16 protein-coding genes and 1 pseudogene are annotated in these 17,366 nt (G+C 66.8%); 3 read left to right on the top strand and 14 right to left on the bottom strand.

Annotated features, from left to right (window positions below; translation table 11 throughout):
* Window positions 1–93: 93 nt before the first annotated feature.
* The 4 genes from hmgA to CSW63_RS08020 form a co-directional block, all read right to left on the bottom strand.
* The gene (hmgA, locus tag CSW63_RS08035) at window positions 94–1,371 is read right to left on the bottom strand and encodes a homogentisate 1,2-dioxygenase (RefSeq protein ID WP_062093736.1); all 1,278 of its coding nucleotides are present in this window, start codon (window positions 1,369–1,371) and stop codon (window positions 94–96) included.
* A gap of 169 nt (window positions 1,372–1,540) precedes the next feature.
* Window positions 1,541–2,614, bottom strand: a complete 1,074-nt coding sequence (gene hppD / locus CSW63_RS08030) for a 4-hydroxyphenylpyruvate dioxygenase (protein ID WP_062093735.1) — start codon at window positions 2,612–2,614, stop codon at window positions 1,541–1,543.
* Window positions 2,611–3,801 carry an amino acid aminotransferase gene (locus CSW63_RS08025; RefSeq protein WP_062093734.1) on the bottom strand — a complete coding sequence of 397 codons (1,191 nt, stop codon included), beginning with the start codon at window positions 3,799–3,801 and terminating at the stop codon, window positions 2,611–2,613. The genes hppD and CSW63_RS08025 overlap by 4 nt, the downstream gene beginning before the upstream one ends.
* 167 nt (window positions 3,802–3,968) lie before the next feature.
* On the bottom strand, window positions 3,969–4,439 hold the full coding sequence (locus tag CSW63_RS08020) for an Lrp/AsnC family transcriptional regulator (RefSeq protein ID WP_062093733.1): 471 nt from the start codon (window positions 4,437–4,439) through the stop codon (window positions 3,969–3,971).
* A 135-nt stretch (window positions 4,440–4,574) separates the two neighbouring features.
* Between CSW63_RS08020 and CSW63_RS08015 the strand changes: the two genes are divergently transcribed.
* The 3 genes from CSW63_RS08015 (at window position 4,575) to CSW63_RS08005 (ending at window position 6,923) form a co-directional block, all read left to right on the top strand.
* Window positions 4,575–5,480 carry an SPFH domain-containing protein gene (locus CSW63_RS08015; RefSeq protein WP_062093732.1) on the top strand — a complete coding sequence of 302 codons (906 nt, stop codon included), beginning with the start codon at window positions 4,575–4,577 and terminating at the stop codon, window positions 5,478–5,480.
* Between the two features lie 78 nt (window positions 5,481–5,558).
* Window positions 5,559–5,849, top strand: a complete 291-nt coding sequence (locus CSW63_RS08010) for a DUF1905 domain-containing protein (RefSeq protein ID WP_062093731.1) — start codon at window positions 5,559–5,561, stop codon at window positions 5,847–5,849.
* Window positions 5,850–5,981: 132 nt separating this feature from the next.
* On the top strand, window positions 5,982–6,923 hold the full coding sequence (locus CSW63_RS08005) for a CPBP family intramembrane glutamic endopeptidase (protein WP_062093730.1): 942 nt from the start codon (window positions 5,982–5,984) through the stop codon (window positions 6,921–6,923).
* Here the strand turns inward: CSW63_RS08005 and CSW63_RS08000 are convergent.
* The 10 genes and pseudogenes from CSW63_RS08000 to CSW63_RS07960 form a co-directional block, all read right to left on the bottom strand.
* Window positions 6,920–7,099 (bottom strand): hypothetical protein, encoded by a 180-nt coding sequence (locus CSW63_RS08000; protein WP_168193580.1) that lies wholly within the window; start codon window positions 7,097–7,099, stop codon window positions 6,920–6,922. The two genes, CSW63_RS08005 and CSW63_RS08000, sit on opposite strands and share 4 nt — an antisense overlap.
* The gene (zigA, locus tag CSW63_RS07995) at window positions 7,096–8,316 is read right to left on the bottom strand and encodes a zinc metallochaperone GTPase ZigA (RefSeq protein WP_062093728.1); all 1,221 of its coding nucleotides are present in this window, start codon (window positions 8,314–8,316) and stop codon (window positions 7,096–7,098) included. Before zigA ends, CSW63_RS08000 begins: the two co-directional genes overlap by 4 nt.
* A gap of 105 nt (window positions 8,317–8,421) precedes the next feature.
* Entirely contained in the window at window positions 8,422–10,278 is a 1,857-nt protein-coding gene (locus CSW63_RS07990) for a M61 family metallopeptidase (protein ID WP_062093727.1), read from the bottom strand.
* 123 nt (window positions 10,279–10,401) lie between these two features.
* Window positions 10,402–11,928 (bottom strand): cell division protein FtsZ, encoded by a 1,527-nt coding sequence (gene ftsZ, locus CSW63_RS07985; RefSeq protein WP_062093726.1) that lies wholly within the window; start codon window positions 11,926–11,928, stop codon window positions 10,402–10,404.
* A 34-nt stretch (window positions 11,929–11,962) separates the two neighbouring features.
* Entirely contained in the window at window positions 11,963–12,028 is a 66-nt protein-coding gene (locus CSW63_RS07980; protein WP_024265820.1) for a hypothetical protein, read from the bottom strand.
* 271 nt (window positions 12,029–12,299) lie between these two features.
* Window positions 12,300–13,625 carry a cell division protein FtsA gene (gene ftsA / locus CSW63_RS07975; RefSeq protein WP_062093725.1) on the bottom strand — a complete coding sequence of 442 codons (1,326 nt, stop codon included), beginning with the start codon at window positions 13,623–13,625 and terminating at the stop codon, window positions 12,300–12,302.
* Between the two features lie 30 nt (window positions 13,626–13,655).
* The gene (gene ftsQ / locus CSW63_RS07970; RefSeq protein ID WP_062093724.1) at window positions 13,656–14,564 is read right to left on the bottom strand and encodes a cell division protein FtsQ; all 909 of its coding nucleotides are present in this window, start codon (window positions 14,562–14,564) and stop codon (window positions 13,656–13,658) included.
* Window positions 14,533–15,492 (bottom strand): D-alanine--D-alanine ligase, encoded by a 960-nt coding sequence (locus CSW63_RS07965; protein WP_062093723.1) that lies wholly within the window; start codon window positions 15,490–15,492, stop codon window positions 14,533–14,535. Before CSW63_RS07965 ends, ftsQ begins: the two co-directional genes overlap by 32 nt.
* Before the next feature lie 89 nt (window positions 15,493–15,581).
* Window positions 15,582–15,700 (bottom strand): annotated as a pseudogene (locus CSW63_RS24120) (hypothetical protein); the annotation flags it as partial.
* Between the two features lie 17 nt (window positions 15,701–15,717).
* Window positions 15,718–17,175 carry a M20/M25/M40 family metallo-hydrolase gene (locus CSW63_RS07960; protein WP_369797825.1) on the bottom strand — a complete coding sequence of 486 codons (1,458 nt, stop codon included), beginning with the start codon at window positions 17,173–17,175 and terminating at the stop codon, window positions 15,718–15,720.
* Window positions 17,176–17,366 lie beyond the last annotated feature (191 nt).

The following is a 17,366-nucleotide window of genomic DNA, read 5'->3' as shown; positions in this document are numbered from 1 at the left end:
GATTTTCAGCCATCCCCCCACATCGCCGGACCGCGCGCAAGCCGGTTCGAGGCCGGCGCGCGTCCTTACGGGAGATCGCATACAGGATTTGGATCAGGACAGGCGGGCCTTGGGGAAGCCGGTCCAGCAGGCGTCATAGTCGGGTTGCAGCGCCGCAGATTCCAGGGCCAGGGCCGTCGGGCGGAACACCCAGCGGCTCTCGAACATGAAGGCCATGGTCCCGTCGATCTTGTGCGGGGCCAGGACCGCCTCGGTCGCCTTCTTGTGGCTGGCCACGTCGGGGCCGTGGTCGCTCATGCAGTTGTGCAGAGACGCGCCGCCGGGCACGAAGCCGCCCTCCTTAGCGTCATAGGCGCCGTGGATCAGGCCCATGAACTCGCTCATCACGTTGCGGTGGAACCACGGCGGCCGGAACGTGTCCTCGGCCACCATCCAGCGCGGCGGGAAGATCACGAAGTCGCAGTTGGCCGTCCCGGGCGTGTCGCTGGGCGAGGTCAGGACCGTGAAGATCGATGGATCGGGGTGGTCGTAGCTGACCGTGTTGATCGTGTTGAAGCGCGACAGATCATAGCGGTACGGCGTCAGGTTGCCGTGCCAGGCCACCACGTCCAGCGGGCTGTGATCCCAGATCGCGGCCCACAGCGCGCCCTGGAACTTCTGGATCACTTCAGTAGGCGCGTCGATGTCCTCGAAGGCCGCCACTGGCGCTTCGAAGTCACGCGGATTGGCCAGGCCGTTGGCGCCGATGGGGCCCAGTTCCGGGAGGCGGAAGGCCGCCCCGTAGTTCTCGCAGACATAGCCGCGCGAGGGGCCCTCGACCTCGACCCGGAAGCGCACGCCGCGCGGGATCACCGCGATGTGGCCGGGGCCGGCCTTGAGCACGCCCATCTCGGTGACCAGGGTCAGCTCGCCCATCTGCGGCACGATCAGCATCTCGCCGTCGGCGTTGTAGAACGCCCGCTTCTTCATCGAGGCGTTGGCCAGATAGACGTGCGCGGCGATCCCGCCCAGGGTGGCGGCGTCGGCGTTGCCGGCCAGGCTCACCAGGCCGTCGACGAAGTCGGTCGGCGCGGCGGGGATCTCCAGCGGGCTCCAGCGCAGGCGGTTGGGCGTGGCGGGACCGGGAAAGGCCGAGACCAGCTTGTCCTGCGCATAGGGCTGGTAGGCCCCATGGCCGGCGCTGGGCCGCAGGCGATAGAGCCAGGTGCGGCGGTTTTCATGACGCGGCGCGGTGAAGGCCGAGCCCGACAGCTGCTCGGCATAGAGGCCGAACGGAACCTTCTGCGGCGAGTTGCGCCCGATCGGCAGAGCGCCGGGATGCGCCTCGGTTTCGAAATAGGAGCCGAAGCCGGTTTGGTAGCGGAGGTCCATGTGCGTTCCCGTGCCTTGTTCAGCACTTTTCCCGTGTCATCCCGGACGCCCTGAAAAGGGCGATCCGGGACCCAGGGGTCACGGAACGCTGTGCGCGCCGCCCCTGGGTCCCGGCTCTACGCTACGCTTCGGCCGGGATGACGCCGAAGGGTATTTTGAGGCCGCATCCTCAGGCGTCGACCGTGATCACCCCACGACGGATCTGGTCCAGCTCGATGCTCTCGAACAGGGCCTGGAAGTTGCCGTTGCCGAAGCCTTCGTTGCCCTTGCGCTGGATGATCTCGAAGAAGATCGGACCAAACAGGTTCTCGGTGAAGATCTGCAGCAGCAGGCCCTCCTCGCCGACGGCGCCGTCGATCAGGATGCGGTTCTTGCGCAGGCGCTCCAGGTCCTCGCCGTGGCCGGGCACGCGCTTGTCGACCAGCTCGTAATAGGTCTCGATGGTGTCCTGCAGCTTCACGCCGCGCGCGCGCAGCTTCTCGACGGTCTCGTAGATGTTGTCCGTCGTCATCGCCAGGTGCTGGATGCCCTCGCCGTTGTACTGGCGGATGAACTCCTCGATCTGGCTCTTGTCGTCCTGGCTCTCGTTCAGAGGGATGCGGATGGCCTTGTCGGGCGCGATCATCGCCTGGCTGAACAGGCCGGTCGCCTGGCCCTTGATGTCGAAGTACTTCTGCTCTTCGAAGCCGAAGATCTGGTTGTAGAAGGTCGACCACGTCCGCATCTGGCCACGCTTGACGTTGTGGGTCAGGTGGTCGAGCAGATCCAGGCCGACGTTGTTGGCGGCTTCTGCTTCAGCGGCGCCGGGAACCTGATCCCAGGCGTCGTAGATCGTGCCCGCATCGCCGTAGCGGTCGACGAGATAGAGCAAGCTGCCGCCGATGCCTTCCAGCACCTTGGCGTCCGAACCCAGCAGAGACCGCGAGGCGTCGGCGGCCTTGGCGCCGCGCTTGATCGCGTCGGCATAGGCTTGCTCGGCGTTCTCGACGCGGAAGGCCATGCCGTTGGCCGACGGGCCATGCGCGGCGCGGAAGTCGGCGACCTGGCCGGTCGCCTCCTCGTTGACGATCAGGTTGACCCGGCCCTGCTTGTAGCGGGTCGCGGCCTTGGTCGGATGAGTGCTGGCGGCGACGAAGCCCAGCTGCTCGATCAGGGCCTTCATGGCCGCCGGATCGGGGCTGGTGAACTCGACGAACTCGAAGCCGTCGAGGCCCAGGGGGTTCTGTTCGGTGACGAGGGTCATGCGGGTTCTCCTTGCAGACAGGCCCCGAAGGCCCGCGCGAAAACATCGATGGTGTCGGGGGTCAGGCCCGCCAGATTGATACGGCCCGAGCCGGCCATGTAGACGCCGTGGCGCTCGCGCAGCGCGGCGACCTGGGCCGGCGACAGCGGTAGCAGGGCGAACAGGCCGTGCTGGCCGGCCAGCGGAGCCAGCACCGGGCTCGCCTTGGCCAGACCCTGACGCAGCCCCGCGACCCGCGCGCGCATCGCCTCCAGCTCGTCGCGCCAGAGCGCGGTCAGGGCCTCGGACTCAAGGATCACCCGCACAGTCGCCGCGCCGTGATCCGGCGGCATCGACCAGTTGGTGCGGGCCAGGGCGCGGATGTTGCTGGCGGTGATGTCCAGTGTCTCGGCGTCGCGCGTCAGCGTGTAGAGCGCGCCGACACGCTCGCGGTAGAGACCGAAATTCTTGTCGCAGGAATAGGCCAGAAGACCGTCCTCGGCGGCCGCCAGAACAAGGCGCATGCCTGCCGCGTCGGGCTCCAGACCCAGACCCAGGCCCTGGTAGGCGAGATCGATCAGCGGGGTCAGCCCCTTGCGCGCCACCAGCTCGGCGATCGCCGCCCACTGGTCCAGGCTGTAATCGGCGCCCGACGGGTTGTGGCAACAGCCGTGCAGCAGCACCGCGTCGCCGGCCCGCGCCGTCTCCAACGTGGCCATCATCTCGTCGAAAGCCAGCCGCTGGGCGCGCTGGTCGTAGTGACGGAAGGCGACGGTCTCGATCCCCAGCTGGTCGAGAATCTGGGTGTGGTTGGGCCAGGTCGGGACGCCGATGAACATCCGCAGGTCCGGCTTGGCCGCCTTGAGCAGCTCGCACGCCAGACGGATGGCGCCGGTGCCGCCAGGCGTCTGCACGGCGAACATCTCGTGGTCGATCCGGTCGCCGAAGATGATCGGCTTGAGCAGGTCGAGATAGCCGATGTCGCCCTCGGGGCCGAGATAGGCCTTGGTAGACTGGCCTTCGAGCAGCAGGCGCTCGGCCGCCTTGACCGAGGCCAGAACCGGGGTGGCGCCGGCGTCGTCACGAAACACCCCGACCCCCAGGTCGATCTTCTCGGGACGCGGGTCGCGGCGATAGAGGCCGATCAACGACAGCAGCGCGTCCGGGGCCTGGGGCTTCAGCCCGGCGAACACCGAATAAGCAGACATGCGACCTCCTGCGAGCAGCGCCGAAGCGCCGTGACAACCAGCCTGCGGAGCTTAACGCCAAGCCGATGTCAGAACCTGTCGATTGTGACCACTCTTGTCCGAAGAATTGGCAGTTTATGACCTGAATCAAATCTCACTAGCCACAGGATGCGAAATTTGGCCACGCATCAGTGCAGATGATCCAAGGGCAGCGCCGTCTGGTCCTTGATGGTGTCCAGCACGAACGAGGAGCGCACGTCCTTCACGGCCGGCATCTTCAGGAGGCGCTTCATGGTGAAATCGGCATAGGCGTCCAGGCTCGGCACCACCACGCGCAGCAGGTAGTCGTACCCCCCGGTCATGGCGTAGCAGCCGACGACCTCGGGCTCGCGCAGAACCGCCTGCTTGAAAGCCTCCGCGGCCTCCTCGCTGTGGCGATCGACCTGCACCTCGACATAGGCCAGCACATCCAGCCGGGCCTTGCGCCGGTCCAGCAGGGCCACATAGCCGCTGATCAGGCCGGACGCCTCCAGTTGCTTGACGCGGCGCAGGCAGGGACTGGGCGACAGGCCCACCCGCTCGGCTAGCTCGACGTTCGAGATCTTGCCATCTTCCTGCAGGATCTGAAGAATCTTACGATCGGCGCGCGTCAGCTTCATCGTGACCGGTTTTCGGATAAAATTGGCAGATCGTGTCAGGCTAGCGGAATTACGAGGCGAGTGGGAGACACCGCTTGCGCACGGTCGCGCTTACCGCTCTACCATCTGTGGAAAATCTAGAGCGAGGACCCCCGCATGCCCGAGAGCCCATTCGCCATCCCCTCCAGCAATAAGCCCCCCTTCAAGTCGCCTTTCCAAAGCAAGGGCAAGCAGGCCTTGGCCATCAGCGTCGGCGTCGTGCTGCTGTTGCTGAGCTCCTGCGTCGTCGTCACCCAGAGCTCGACGGTCGAGCCGGGCAATGTCGGCGTGAAGATTCGCACCCTGGGCTCGTCGGCCGGCGTCGACCCCGAGCCCCTGCCCGCCCGTTGGTATCTGCGCGGCGTTGGCGAGCGGATCATCCAGTATCCGGTGATCCAGCGCACCTATGGCTACACACGCGAAGCCGACGAGCGTGGCAACGAGAACGAGGAAATCACCTTCTCGGACAACACCGGCCTGCCGATGACTGCGGACATCTCGGTGACGCTGCAGGTCAATCCGGCCTCAGCCCCGAACCTGTACCAGACCTACCGCCTGTCGTTCGACCAGCTGCTGGACGGCCCGATCCGCAACGACGTCCGCTCGGCCGTCGCGGCCGAGGCCGAGAAGGTCGGGGTCGAGACGCTCTACAGCGGCGGACGCCAGATGGTGATCCAGAAGGCCTATGCCCGCGTGGCCGGCAAGTGGGCCCGCCATGGCGTCAACATCAGCCAGCTCGACTGGATCGGCTCGATCCGCTACCCGCAGGCGATCATCCAGCAGATGCAGGCCAAGACCCAGCTCGAGCAGGAAGCCTTGGCGGCCAAGGCGCTCGAAGCCAAGGAAACCGCCCTAGCCAACGCCGCCGTCGCCAAGGCGCGGGGCGAGGCCGAGGCCATCCGCATCAAGGGCGAGGCCCTGCGCGCCAATCCGCAAGTCCTGCAGCAGCTGGCCATCGAAAAGTGGAACGGTGAGATGCCCAAGGTGACCAGCGGCGGAACGCCGTTCGTCAAGATCGACTAACCGGACGGCGGCGCGTCGGATGCTGACAAGCCTCGACGCGCCGCCCTCCATCTTCCGCCCTGAAAGGACGGAAGGGCCATGCAATACACCTTCGAAGCCGAGATCTGGCGCTCGTCCGGAGCTGGCGGTTGGTTCTTCACGACCCTCCCCGGCGAAGTCGCGGCGAGCCTTCGCGCCTTGAGCGGACCGGCGGAGGGCTTCGGCTCCGTTCGGGTGCGAGCCCAAATCGGCGGGGTTACCTGGAACACCTCGGTGTTTCCCGACAATCGCTCAAAGAGCTTCCTGTTACCCGTGAAGGCCGAGGTTCGCCGTCGGGCCGGCGTCACGGCGGGCGACCGTGTCCAGGTTCTGATCGAGCTTTTGATCTAGAAGCCGCGCGTTCGCACGGACGCGCGGGACTTCATGAGACATAATTAAGTTTCCAGACGTCGCGTTCTGGGCGACGAGCGCAGCCTTGGCGCCGACCATAACCGGCGGACACCGAACGAGCGGGGGCTCACCTTGAAGAATGTCGAACTCTACGGGCCTAGAGCGCCCAAGCATCGCCGCACATGGACGGCGGCGGCCATTCCGCTAATCATCGTCTTCTTCGTTCTGGGCCAACTGGCCACGATCTTCGCCGTATTGAAGCCGATGGGCTTCCATCAGGCCGATCTCGCGACCCAGTGGCTACCACTCGTCATCCAACTGGCTGGCTTCGGCTTCACCGCCCTGCTGCTGCTGGCCTGGGTCTGGCTGTTCGAGCGGCGTACGCCGCGGGTTCTGGGCTTCAATGGCGCGTTTGTCCGGCGATACATGCGCGGCCTGCTGGTCGGCTGTGGCTTCCTGCTCGCCGTCATCGCGCTGATCTGGATCGCCGGCGGCTATCGGATCGAGGGGCGCGGCGTCTGGACCGCGCCGTCGCCGATCCTCTTCCTGCCGATCCTGGCCCTGCTCGGCGGCTTCATGATCCAGGGCGGGACCGAAGAGCTGCTGATGCGCGGCTGGCTGATGCAACTGGTCGCCTCGCGCCACGGTCTTGTCGCCGCCGTCGTCATCAACAGCGTGCTGTTCGCCGTCATGCATGGCGGCAACATCGCGCCGTCGAAGGACCTGGCCTTGGCCCTGGTCAACCTGATCCTGTTTGGCGTCATGATCAGCCTCTATGCGATCAAGGAAGGGTCGCTGTGGGGCGTCTGCGCCTGGCATACCGCCTGGAACTGGCTTCTGGGCGTCGGATTCGGCCTCGAAGTCAGCGGCGGCCGGATCGCGGTGCAGAGCCTCGTCATCGACTTGGCCCCCAAGGCTGGCGCGCCGTGGTGGCTGACGGGCGGTGCTTTTGGTCCCGAGGCCAGCGTGGCCACGACGATCGTCCTGCTAGCGGCATCGATCTGTTTCGGCGTCACGGGCGCGTTCCGCACCGCCCGCGCCCGTTCCGCGAGCTTCGGGACGTCCGCAAGCTAAAGCGCCTCGCAGAAGAAGCGCCCGGGCTCCGGCCCTTCGGGGTGCAGCATCGAGAACCGATAGAGGACCAGGGTCCACTCGGCTTCCTCGCGGCTGACCCCGAAACGCGCGGCGACCCACTCGGGCGTCGGTTCCTGGAGGACGCCCTCGGCGTCCACGGGCGGCGCGGTCTTCACCAAGGCGCGAACGGGTCAGGGAGCTTGGCCCAGGCCTTGGGACCAAAGCCGAACTGCAGGTCCGACAGCAGGCAGGCATCGAAGCCGCGGGTCAGAGCCGCCCGATCCATGTTCTGGCCGATCAGCACGATCTCCTGGCGGCGGTCGCCATGGACAGGTTTCCAGACCTTTTCGATCGCCGCTCGCCAGGCCGGATCGTCGGGCCACTGATCCCGAGGCGCCGTGGCCCACCAGCGGCCGTGCGGACCAAACTGCGTGACCGCCCCCGCCTGGCTCCAGCCGCCGACCCGATCCGTCCGGGTCGCCAGCCAGACGAAACCCTTGGAGCGAATGACGCCGGGCCATTCGCTTTCCAGCCAGGCTTTCAGCTTCTCGGGACGGAAGGGCTTGGACGCCCGATAGACGAAGTGGCTGATCCCGTATTCCTCCGTCTCCGGCAGGACCTCCCCCATCAGCGCCTTCTGCCAGCCCGCCGCGCCTTCGGCCCGGACAGGATCGAAGAGGCCGGTGTCAAGCACCTCGTCCAGAGCTACGGCGCCGCGCTCGGACCGGACGATCCGCGCCTGCGGATTGAACGTGGCGATGATCGCCTCGAGTTGGCCCAGGTCGTCGGCCGAGACCAGATCGGTCTTGTTCAGCACGATCACGTCGGCGAACTCGATCTGCTCGACCAGTAGGTCGACGACCGTGCGCGTATCGCCCTCCCCCGCCGTCTCGCCACGATCGGCCAGCCGATCGCGCGAGCTGTAGTCGCGCAGGAAGTTGAAGGCGTCGACCACGGTGACCATGGTGTCCAGCCGGGCCACGTCCGACAGGCTCTGCTCGGCCTCGTCACGGAAATCGAAGGTGGCCGCCACCGGCATCGGCTCGGAAACGCCCGTCGACTCGATCAGCAGGTAATCGAAACGACGCTCGGCGGCGAGACGGCGCACCTCGCTCAGCAGATCCTCGCGCAGCGTGCAACAGATGCAGCCGTTCGACATCTCGACCAGGGCTTCGTCGGTGCGCGAAAGGTCCGCGCCGCCCTCGGCGACCAGGGCCGCGTCGATATTGACCTCGCTCATGTCGTTGACGATCACCGCGACCTTCTTGCCTTCGCGGTTGGCCAGGACGTGGTTCAGGAGGGTCGTCTTGCCGGCGCCGAGAAAGCCCGACAGGACCGTGACCGGCAATCGGCGGTCGACCCTCGCGACCGCCGGGGAAGACACAGCACTCATGGGAAGATCCAAAATGTTATGTTATAACATATTGGACAATTTCGGCGCGCCCGACAAGTGGGAATGTTATACAGTAACAGACCCGTCGGACTGGCCCGGCGCGCCCTACTTCGCCGCCTCGGTCTCCGCGCCCAACCACGCCTTTCGGAACGCGAGCTGCGCCTCGGTCGGCTTGAGATCGGCCTTCTCGAAACGCACCACCTCCAAGGTTGGATCGGCGGCGACCGTGAGCGGCGCCTCGCGGCTTTGGCCCCGCTGGATGAATTTCACAGTCGTGGACTCGCCCGGCTTCAGGCGGTCCAACGCGTCCGTCCAGTCGCTCTCGTTGGCGAATACGAAGCGCCCGATGCTGACGATCCGGTCGCCGACCTCGACGCCGGCTCCGTAGAGCGGGCTGTTCGGTACGGGCGGCGCATCGAGCAGCAGGTCGGTTCCGCTGACCTTGACGCGGCCGGCTCCCAGCCAGGCCTTCTTGGGCGACTTCTGGCGCAGCTTCAGCCCCGCCCGCTCCAGCAGCGGCGCGAAGTCCGGCAGGGCCGAGCCCTCGATGCTGGCCTTGAAGAACGCGTCGGCGAAGGCCTGATCCCCCGTCGTCTTGGCCAGGGCGGCGCGGATGTCGGCCGGCTTGTAGGGCTTTTCGGTCACCCCGTGGGCGCGCCACATCTGCTTCATGAAGTCATCAAGGCTGAGCGGCTTGTCGCGCCCGCGCAGCTGCAGGTCCAAGGCCAGACCGATCACCGCACCGTAGGGGTAGTACGACGTGAAGATGTTCGGATTAACAGGGTCCAGCGCGGCGGCGGCGTCGACGAACGGCGCGCGCAGGCTCATCTCCTGCGGCGAACCATAGAGCCGGCCGGGTCCATTGACCACGCCGTTCAACGTGCCGGACAGCCCGGTCAGGAACTCGTCGGTGGTCGACTGCCCCGCCCGACGGATCAGCAGCGGGCCGTAGTACTGGGTGAAGCCCTCGGCCAGCCATAGCGACGGGGTCGGATTGGCCTTGGTGAAGTCGAACGGCTCCAGCTCGGCCGGACGAATTCGCTCGACGTTCCAGGCGTGGAACAGCTCGTGACTGGCCGTGCCCAGCTGGCTGAAATTGCCTCGGAACAGCGAGCGCGGCTGGCTGATGAAGGTGGAGTTGCGATGCTCCATGCCGTCGCCGGTGATCTGCGGCATGTAGTCGGCGATAAAGGTGTACTGGCCATAGTCGAACTTCGGCAGCTCGCCGAACACCTTGATGTGCTCGGGCACGATGGCCTTCAACTTCTCAGCGAACTTGTCAGCGTCCTCGGGCGTGCCGGGATCATGCAGAGCCAGGCGGAAGGTGTAATCGCGCCCCTTGTCGGTCACCGTCCACTCGCGCACGGTCATGGCGCTGAGCTCGGTGGGGCTGTCCATGAAGTACTGAAGGTTGGGCGCCCAGAAGCTGTCGGCCTGTCCGGCCACCGGCGGGAGCTGGGTGGCGATCTTCCAGCTTGGATCGGCGCGTTCGAAACGCACACGGATCGGCTTGTCGTCATAGCCGACCGCCCACAGGAAGGTCGCCGGCATGTTCAGGTGCGCGTGGGTCGTGTCGACCTGCGAATAGGTGCCGTCACCGCGATCAGCGTACAGGGTGTAGGTGACCTTCACCGTCCCGTCGTGGCCTGAAACGGACCAGCCGTAGGGCTCGGCGCGCTCGACCTTCAGCGGCTTGCCCGCGCCGTCGACGGCGCTGACCCGATAGACGTTCTTGGCGAATTCATGGATTGCGTAGCGGCCAGGCGACGACCGCGACATCCGCAATTGCAAGGCGCCCTTGGGGACCTTGCGGAAGATCGCGGTGATCTGGGCTTCCCGGTGCGTGGCGTTGGAGAACGCGACTTCGTATTGAACAGGGGCTGCGGGACCGGGGTCCTGCGCGGCCGCCGCGCTGGCCACGGCCAAGGTCAAGGCCGACAGGCCGAACAAAAGCTTGCGCATAGATTTCCCCTCGCGATCGCGGCGCGAACTGTGACCAAGGCGGGCGAGAGTCGCAAGGCGAGCGCACAAAGCAAAACGCCCCGGGAGCGATCCCGGGGCGTCTGTTCAGGTCTTGGGGGTCTTTCAGTTCGCCAGGCGGCGCAGGAACGACGGGATCTCAAGGTCCTCGGCGTCGTCGGCCTGGGGCGTCTCGATCGGCTGCATCTGCGGACGCGCGCTCTGGGCCGAACGCGATTGCGGCTGCGGCGCGGAGGCCTGTTGCTCGTACCGCTGGCGACCGCCGCCGAACATCGAGAAGAACCCGCCCTGCTTCTGCGGACGACGCTCCTCGTAGTAGTTGCTCTCCGGGAACAGCGGCTCGTCACCGGCTTCATCGACCAGCGGGTCGACGATGCGGGTCACCGGCCGGGCCGGAGCCGCGGAAATACGCGGTTCTTCAGCTACGGTCGGCTCGTCGTAATAGAGTTCGGCCTCCGGCTCGGCCTGAGGCGCCGACATCACGATCTCCGGCTCCGGAGCGGGCTCCGGGGCGAAGGCGACCGGACGTTCGGCAGGACGCGCGGCTTCATAGCGTGCGGTCGGACGGGCCGGCTCCGGCTGCGGCGCCGGACGCGTGGTTTCGGCGATCAACGGAGCCGCCGAGGTGTTGCGCGACACAGGCTTGGGCTCGATCTGGGCGATCGAAGCGCCGTCCATGCCGGTGGCCACCACCGACACGCGGATCACGCCTTCCAGCGACGGATCGAAGGCCGCGCCGAAGATGATGTTGGCTTCCGGATCGACCTGATCCGAAATCGCGTTGGCGGCCTCGTCGACTTCCAGCAGGGTCATGTCCATGCCGCCGGTCACATTGACCAGCACGGCCTTGGCGCCCTTCAGCGAGACTTCGTCCAGCAGCGGGTTGGCGATGGCGTTCTGAGCGGCCATCAGGGCGCGGTCTTCGCCCGTGCCTTCGCCCGTGCCCATCATCGCCTTGCCCATCTCGGTCATGACCGTGCGTACGTCGGCGAAGTCGAGGTTGATCAGGCCCGGCAGCACCATCAGGTCGGTGATCGAACGCACGCCCGAGTGCAGCACCTGGTCGGCCATGCCGAAGGCCTCGGCGAAGGTCGTGCGCTCGTTGGCGACGCGGAACAGGTTCTGGTTCGGAATGACGATCAGGGTGTCGACGTAGCGCTGCAGCTCCTGGATGCCGCTATCGGCCAGACGCATACGGTGACGGCCTTCGAAGTGGAAGGGCTTGGTCACGACGCCGACGGTCAGGATGCCGCGTTCACGGGCGCACTTGGCGATGATCGGCGCCGCGCCGGTGCCGGTGCCGCCGCCCATGCCGGCGGTGATGAAAACCATGTGAGCGCCGTCGAGGTGCTCGCCGATCTCCGGGAAGCTCTCTTCGGCCGCGCTCATGCCCACTTCAGGGTGCGCGCCGGCGCCCAGGCCCTGGGTGATCTGAACACCCAGCTGGATGCGACGGTCCGTCTTGGCGAACTGAAGCTGCTGAGCGTCAGTATTGGCCACCACGAACTCCACACCCTCGAGGCCCGCCTCGATCATGTTGTTCACGGCGTTGCCGCCAGCGCCGCCAACGCCGAAAACCACGATGCGCGGCTTCAGCTCGGTCGTACGCGGCGCGGAAAGAGAAATAGCCATGGGACCCTCGCGTCCTTACGCCGAAATCGTCAAATTAGACCTCGGCGACACCTAATCGCCGGGGATGCCTCGACGATCGTGTTAACAGAACAACCACCATCGTTAATCGGCGGTTAACTGCATAATCTGAGTCGTGGCCCGGTCGAGCGGGGCCGTTGGATAAATTGTGGTCTATCAACAGAATCCCTCAATGAACCAAAGGTTCTAACGGGATCCACAGGCGCGTGCGACCGAACGCCGCTGAGGCTCAAAACCTCCGTCTACCGCCACTTCCACGCAGCAGAAGGCCCGGTCAAGACGCTCGACCGGGCCCCGAAAGTTAAACTGTAGTGTTACTCACGCTTTAAGACTTCGCGCGCTTTTGTCGCGGCCTAGAGATTGTCGCGCAGCCAGGCGGCGGCCTTGGCGACGGGACTGGCGTTCGGATCGATTGGCCGCTTGCGCGCCACGCCGCCGGCCAGGGCCTTGGAGGAAACGGCTTCGCGCGGGCCAAAGGCCGTGCGGTGCAGAACCCCTGCGGCGGCGCAGAAGGCCGGCCCCGAGGCGGCGTCGGCCAAATGAGGAACCCTACGTGGACGGCCCAGGCGAACCGGACGGTCGAAGACGCGCACCGCCACTTCGCGCACGCCGGCCAGCTGGCTGGCGCCGCCCGTCAGCACGATCCCCGCGCCCGGCTCGACCGGCGCACCCGAAGCCTTCAGGCGTTCGCGCAGCAGTTCCAGGGTCTCCTCGACACGCGGCTGGATGATGCCCTTGAGCAGGCTGCGCGGGGCGATCACCGGACCCGCGCCAGGATCGTCGCCGCGCGGCGGCGCCTCGATCATCTCGCGATCCTCGTTGGCCGAGGCGATGGCGCTGCCGTGCAGGGTCTTGATGCGCTCGGCGCCGACGACCGAGGTCTGAAGGCCGCGCGCGATGTCCTGGGTGACGTGCCCGCCGCCGACAGCGAGGCTGTCGACGTGGCAGAGCGCGCCGTTGTTGAACACGGCCACGGAGGTCGAGCCGCCGCCCATGTCGATGCAGACGGCGCCGAGGTCCATCTCGTCCTCTTCCAGGGCCGCCAGGGCCGAGGCGAACGGCGCGGCGACGATGCCTTCGAACGACAGGTGCGCCCGCTCCACGCAGTGGGCCAACGTGTGGAAGATGTTCTCGTTGACCGAGACCACCAGCAGCTCAAGACCCAGAGCGCGGCCGAACATGGCGCGCGGGTCGCGGATACCGCGCTGGCCGTCGACGGACCAGGCGATGGGAAGCAGGTGGATCGGTTTGCGGCCGGGAATGCGGACCTGGGCCAGGGCCGAAGCGATGGCGCGCGACAGGTCGCCGTCGCCGATCGGACGCGCGCCCAGCGACACCTGGGTGTGAACGCGGTGGCTGGCCAGCTGGCCGCCGGCGGTGCAGACGCTGACGCCCTGAACGCTGACGCCGGCGACAGTCTCGGCGCGTTCGACGGCCTGAGCGATGGCTTGGGCGGCCTCATCCAGATTGACGATCGCGCCGCCGCGCACGCCGCGCGACTGCACATAGCCGACGCCGGCTGTGGTCAGGGTGCGGTTGTCCCGATGAATGCCATCAGCCTTCATGATGAAGCACGTCACCTTCGACGCGCCCAGATCGACGGCCGCGATGGCGGGCTGGCGCACGAGCGTGGCCTTCAGACCTTCGCGGGCCTGTTTCCGATCCTCCATTCGCGACATTGCTATTGCCACCTCAGCCCATCACGTCAGTTACGCCCCGTCGGCCGCAGGCTGCCCGGGCAGCACCACGTCGCGAGGTCTCACAGCCACCATTTCGGGGTCGCGCAGATCGATCCGCGCAAAACCCATGTCCAGGATTCGCTGCCGTTGGTCGAGCTGATCCAATTGAATCAGCGCGGATTCTTCGTCGATCGCCGGTAGCTGGATCAGCGAGCCGTCCTTCAACCGCAGGTCCCAGCGACGATCGTCCACACGGACCATCGCCTCCAGCCGGTCGCGCAGACGCGGACGCGACGCCACGGCCGGCAGGATCAGGCCCGCGGCCTGGTCGGCGCCCTGCCCCACCACCAGCGGCAGTTGCGGGAAGCGCGCGGGGTCGGCCTCGGTGATCACCTGGCCTTCCCCGTCGATGACCTTCATCCGGCCCTTGTTCTGCCACACCGCCAAGGCCGGCCGCTCTTCAACGGCGATCAGCACCGTATCGGGCAGCATACGGACGACCTTGGCGTCCTTGACCCAGCCCACGCCCTGCACGCGCGCGCGAATGTCGGCGAGGTCCATGCCCAGGGTCGGCTGATCGAGATAAAGGCCCGAGGCCTTCAGGATGTCAGCTTGCGCGGTCGCCGAGGCGCCGCGGATATGGACGGTCTTCAGCTTGAAACCGGCCGAGGCGAAGCTGTTGTCGACGCCGCGCACCATGGTCGCACCGAGACGCTCGGCGCGGTGGCCGGTCGCAAGCATCACCACAAGGCCAAGACCCAAGGCGGCGCCGGCCACGCTAAGGGCCACCGTGGGCGACAGGCCCACGCCCCGCGCGGCGTGCAGCTTCGCAGCCGGCTGCGCCTTGCGGGGCGCCGGCTTGCCTTTGCTCGGACTTGCGGGCGCTTCGGCCCGGGGTCGCCTAGGCTTAGGCGGTCCCCCCCGCACTACAGCGGGCATAAGCGTCCTCCACGATCCACAAAACTAACTGGTCAAACGGGATCCCGACGTGGTCGGCCTGCTCGGGGGCGAGCGAGGTCGGCGTCATGCCGGGCTGCGTGTTGACCTCTAGAAGGACCAGAAGGTCGTTAATGTCGTCATAACGGAAGTCAGACCGGGTTACCCCTCGGCAACCAAGAGCGGTATGCGCCAGCTCGGCCATCCGCATCGCGCGATCCCTTACAGCGTTGGGGATTGGGGCCGGCAGGACGTGGATTGAGCCGCCCTCGGAGTACTTGGCCTCGTAGTCATAAAAACCTGTGGATGCACGGATATCGGTCACCGCCAGGGCCCTGGGGCCATTTGACTCACCCAGGACGGCGACGGCCAGTTCCATCCCCTGGATGTAGGGCTCGACCATCACCTCTTCGCCAAAGGTCCAGGACGGTGCCCCCACTTCCTCGGGCGGCCGGTTGGCCCCTTCCTTGATGATGAACACACCCACCGAAGAGCCCTCGGCGTTCGGCTTCACCACGTAGGGGGGCTGCAACACATGGTCGCGTGCGACATCATGGCGGTTGAAGAGACCGCCGCCCGGCACGACCACGCCAGCGGCCGCCAGCACGGCCTTGGCCTTGGCCTTGTCCATCGCCAGGGCCGAGGCCAACACGCCCGAGTGGGTGTAGGGCAGCTTCAGCGTTTCCAGCACGCCCTGGACGCAACCATCCTCGCCCCATTCGCCGTGCAGGGCGTTGAAGACCATGTCCGGCTTGGTCGCCGTCAGCACCTGGGCCACATCCGGACCGGGGTCGATCCGCGTGACCCTGGCCCCCAGCCGCTCCAGTGCGTCTGCGCATTCGGCGCCCGACACCAGACTGACCTTGCGTTCCGACGAGGGGCCGCCGAGCAGGACGGCGATATGGCGGCCGGACAGGGGCTGCTGGGTCATTTGGCGGGAGACTCTTCAGGAGGGCTGCGACGTTCAGCCACTCCTAGTCAGCCCGCGCGCGCCTGCCAACAGCAAGACGCTGAACAAAGCCGCGTCATCCCGGCCGCACCCCGGCGAAAGCCGGGGGAAGAGCCGGGACCCAGGGGCCGCTGCATCGCGCTTGGCCCCAGGGTCCCGGATCGGGCCTGCGGGCCGTCCGGGATGACACTGTATTGTAGCCGAAGCCTACTTCGCGGTCGGGGTCGGAGCCGCCGGCTTCAGCGCACGGAAATCCACGTCGCTGTCGGCCACCAGATAGACCAACGAAGCCCACGCGGCGACGTTCTGGGCCAGTTCGGCGGGGCGAACCTTGTCCAGCGTGTCGTCCATGGTGTGGTGGTAATCGAAGTAGCGGCTGGCGTCCTGGTTCAGTTTGATGACCGGCACGCCCGCCCGTTCGATCCCGCTGACATCGGCGCCCGCGCCGGCCGCTGGGGCGCGGTCGACATAGATCTTCAGCGGGGCCAGCACGCTGGCGGCGGCCTTGACGACAGGATGCTCCAGCGACCCCGCCGGAACCTGCAGGCTGTAGATGCGGTCCGCGCCGGAGTCGCTCTCGCCGGCCAGCACCATCTTGTTGAGCTCGTCCTTGTGCGCGGCCAGATAGGCCTCCGACGACCCGCCGCTCTCCTCGGAGCCCCACATCACGACGCGAATGGTGCGCTTGGGGCGCTTGGGCAGGTCGCCGATCAGCTTGGCGGCCGCCGTGGTGATGGCGATGCCCGTGGCGTCGTCCAGCGCGCCGGTGCCGACGTCCCAGCTATCCAGGTGGCCACCGATGACGATGACCTCGTCCGGCTTTTCCGAGCCCTTGATGTCGCCCGAGATGTTCCAGGCCACGTTGTTGGGATTGACGCTCGACTCCAGCTTCAGCTTGACCCGCATCGGGACCTTGCGGGCGGCCAGGCGCTCCAGCTGCTCGGCTTCGGGGACGCCGATGGCGGCGGCCGGGATCGTCACCACGCCTTCGCCGCTGGCGGTGCCGCCGGTGTGCGGGACAGTGGAGTCGGAGGTCGAGATCGAGCGGATCAGCATGGCGACCGCGCCGCGCTTAGCCGCCTCGACCGGGCCCACCCGGCGCGAGATCCCCGCCACGCCATAGCCGGCGCCGTCCTGGGTGCGGACCATCGGCTGGGTGATGACCACGATCTTGCCCTTCAGCGCGCCTTCGGGCGCGGCCATCATGTCGGCGAAGGTCTTGAACAGCGCGACCTCGGCCTCGATCCCCCCGGCCGGCGTCGAGACGGTGCGGCCCAAGCCCACCGCGCCCAGCTTCATGGCGTAGGGCGCGACCAGCTCGGCGCTCTCCTCGCCGCGCGTCCAAGACGGCTTGGCGAACTCCTCGACCTTGATGTTGGTGAAACCCAGCGCCTTGAACTTGGCCACGCCCCAGTCCTTGGCCTTGGCCATGGCCGGCGAGCCCACCAGGCGCGGGCCGATATTGGTGGTGAGATCCTCGGTGATGTCCCAGGCCAGATAGTCGCGCAGCGCCTTGTCGCGCAGCGCCTCGGCGGTTGCGATCGGGCCTACGGCCTCGGCCGCGAAGTAGTCCTTGATGCCCTGCTTCTGCGCAACAGTTTGCGCTTGAGCGCCACCCGAGAGCAGAGCGACGGCGGCGGAAGCGATCAATAGTCGACGGAACATGAGCACGGATTCTCCCCAGAGGCGCGGGAGTCATAACACCGGTTCGCGCCGCGGGGAGTCAGCAATGGGATGGAGGCTGCAATCCTCTTACTCACCCCCTCCGCGCTGACGCGCTCCTCCCCCAAAGGGGGAAGAAGGCCCGCGTTTCCTTCTGCCCCCTTTGGGGGCGGACGACCACGCGGAGCGTGGTC

The sequence above is a fragment of the Caulobacter sp. FWC26 genome (assembly GCF_002742645.2).
Classification (GTDB): Bacteria; Pseudomonadota; Alphaproteobacteria; order Caulobacterales; family Caulobacteraceae; genus Caulobacter.
This window is presented reverse-complemented; position numbering and strand designations above follow the sequence as displayed.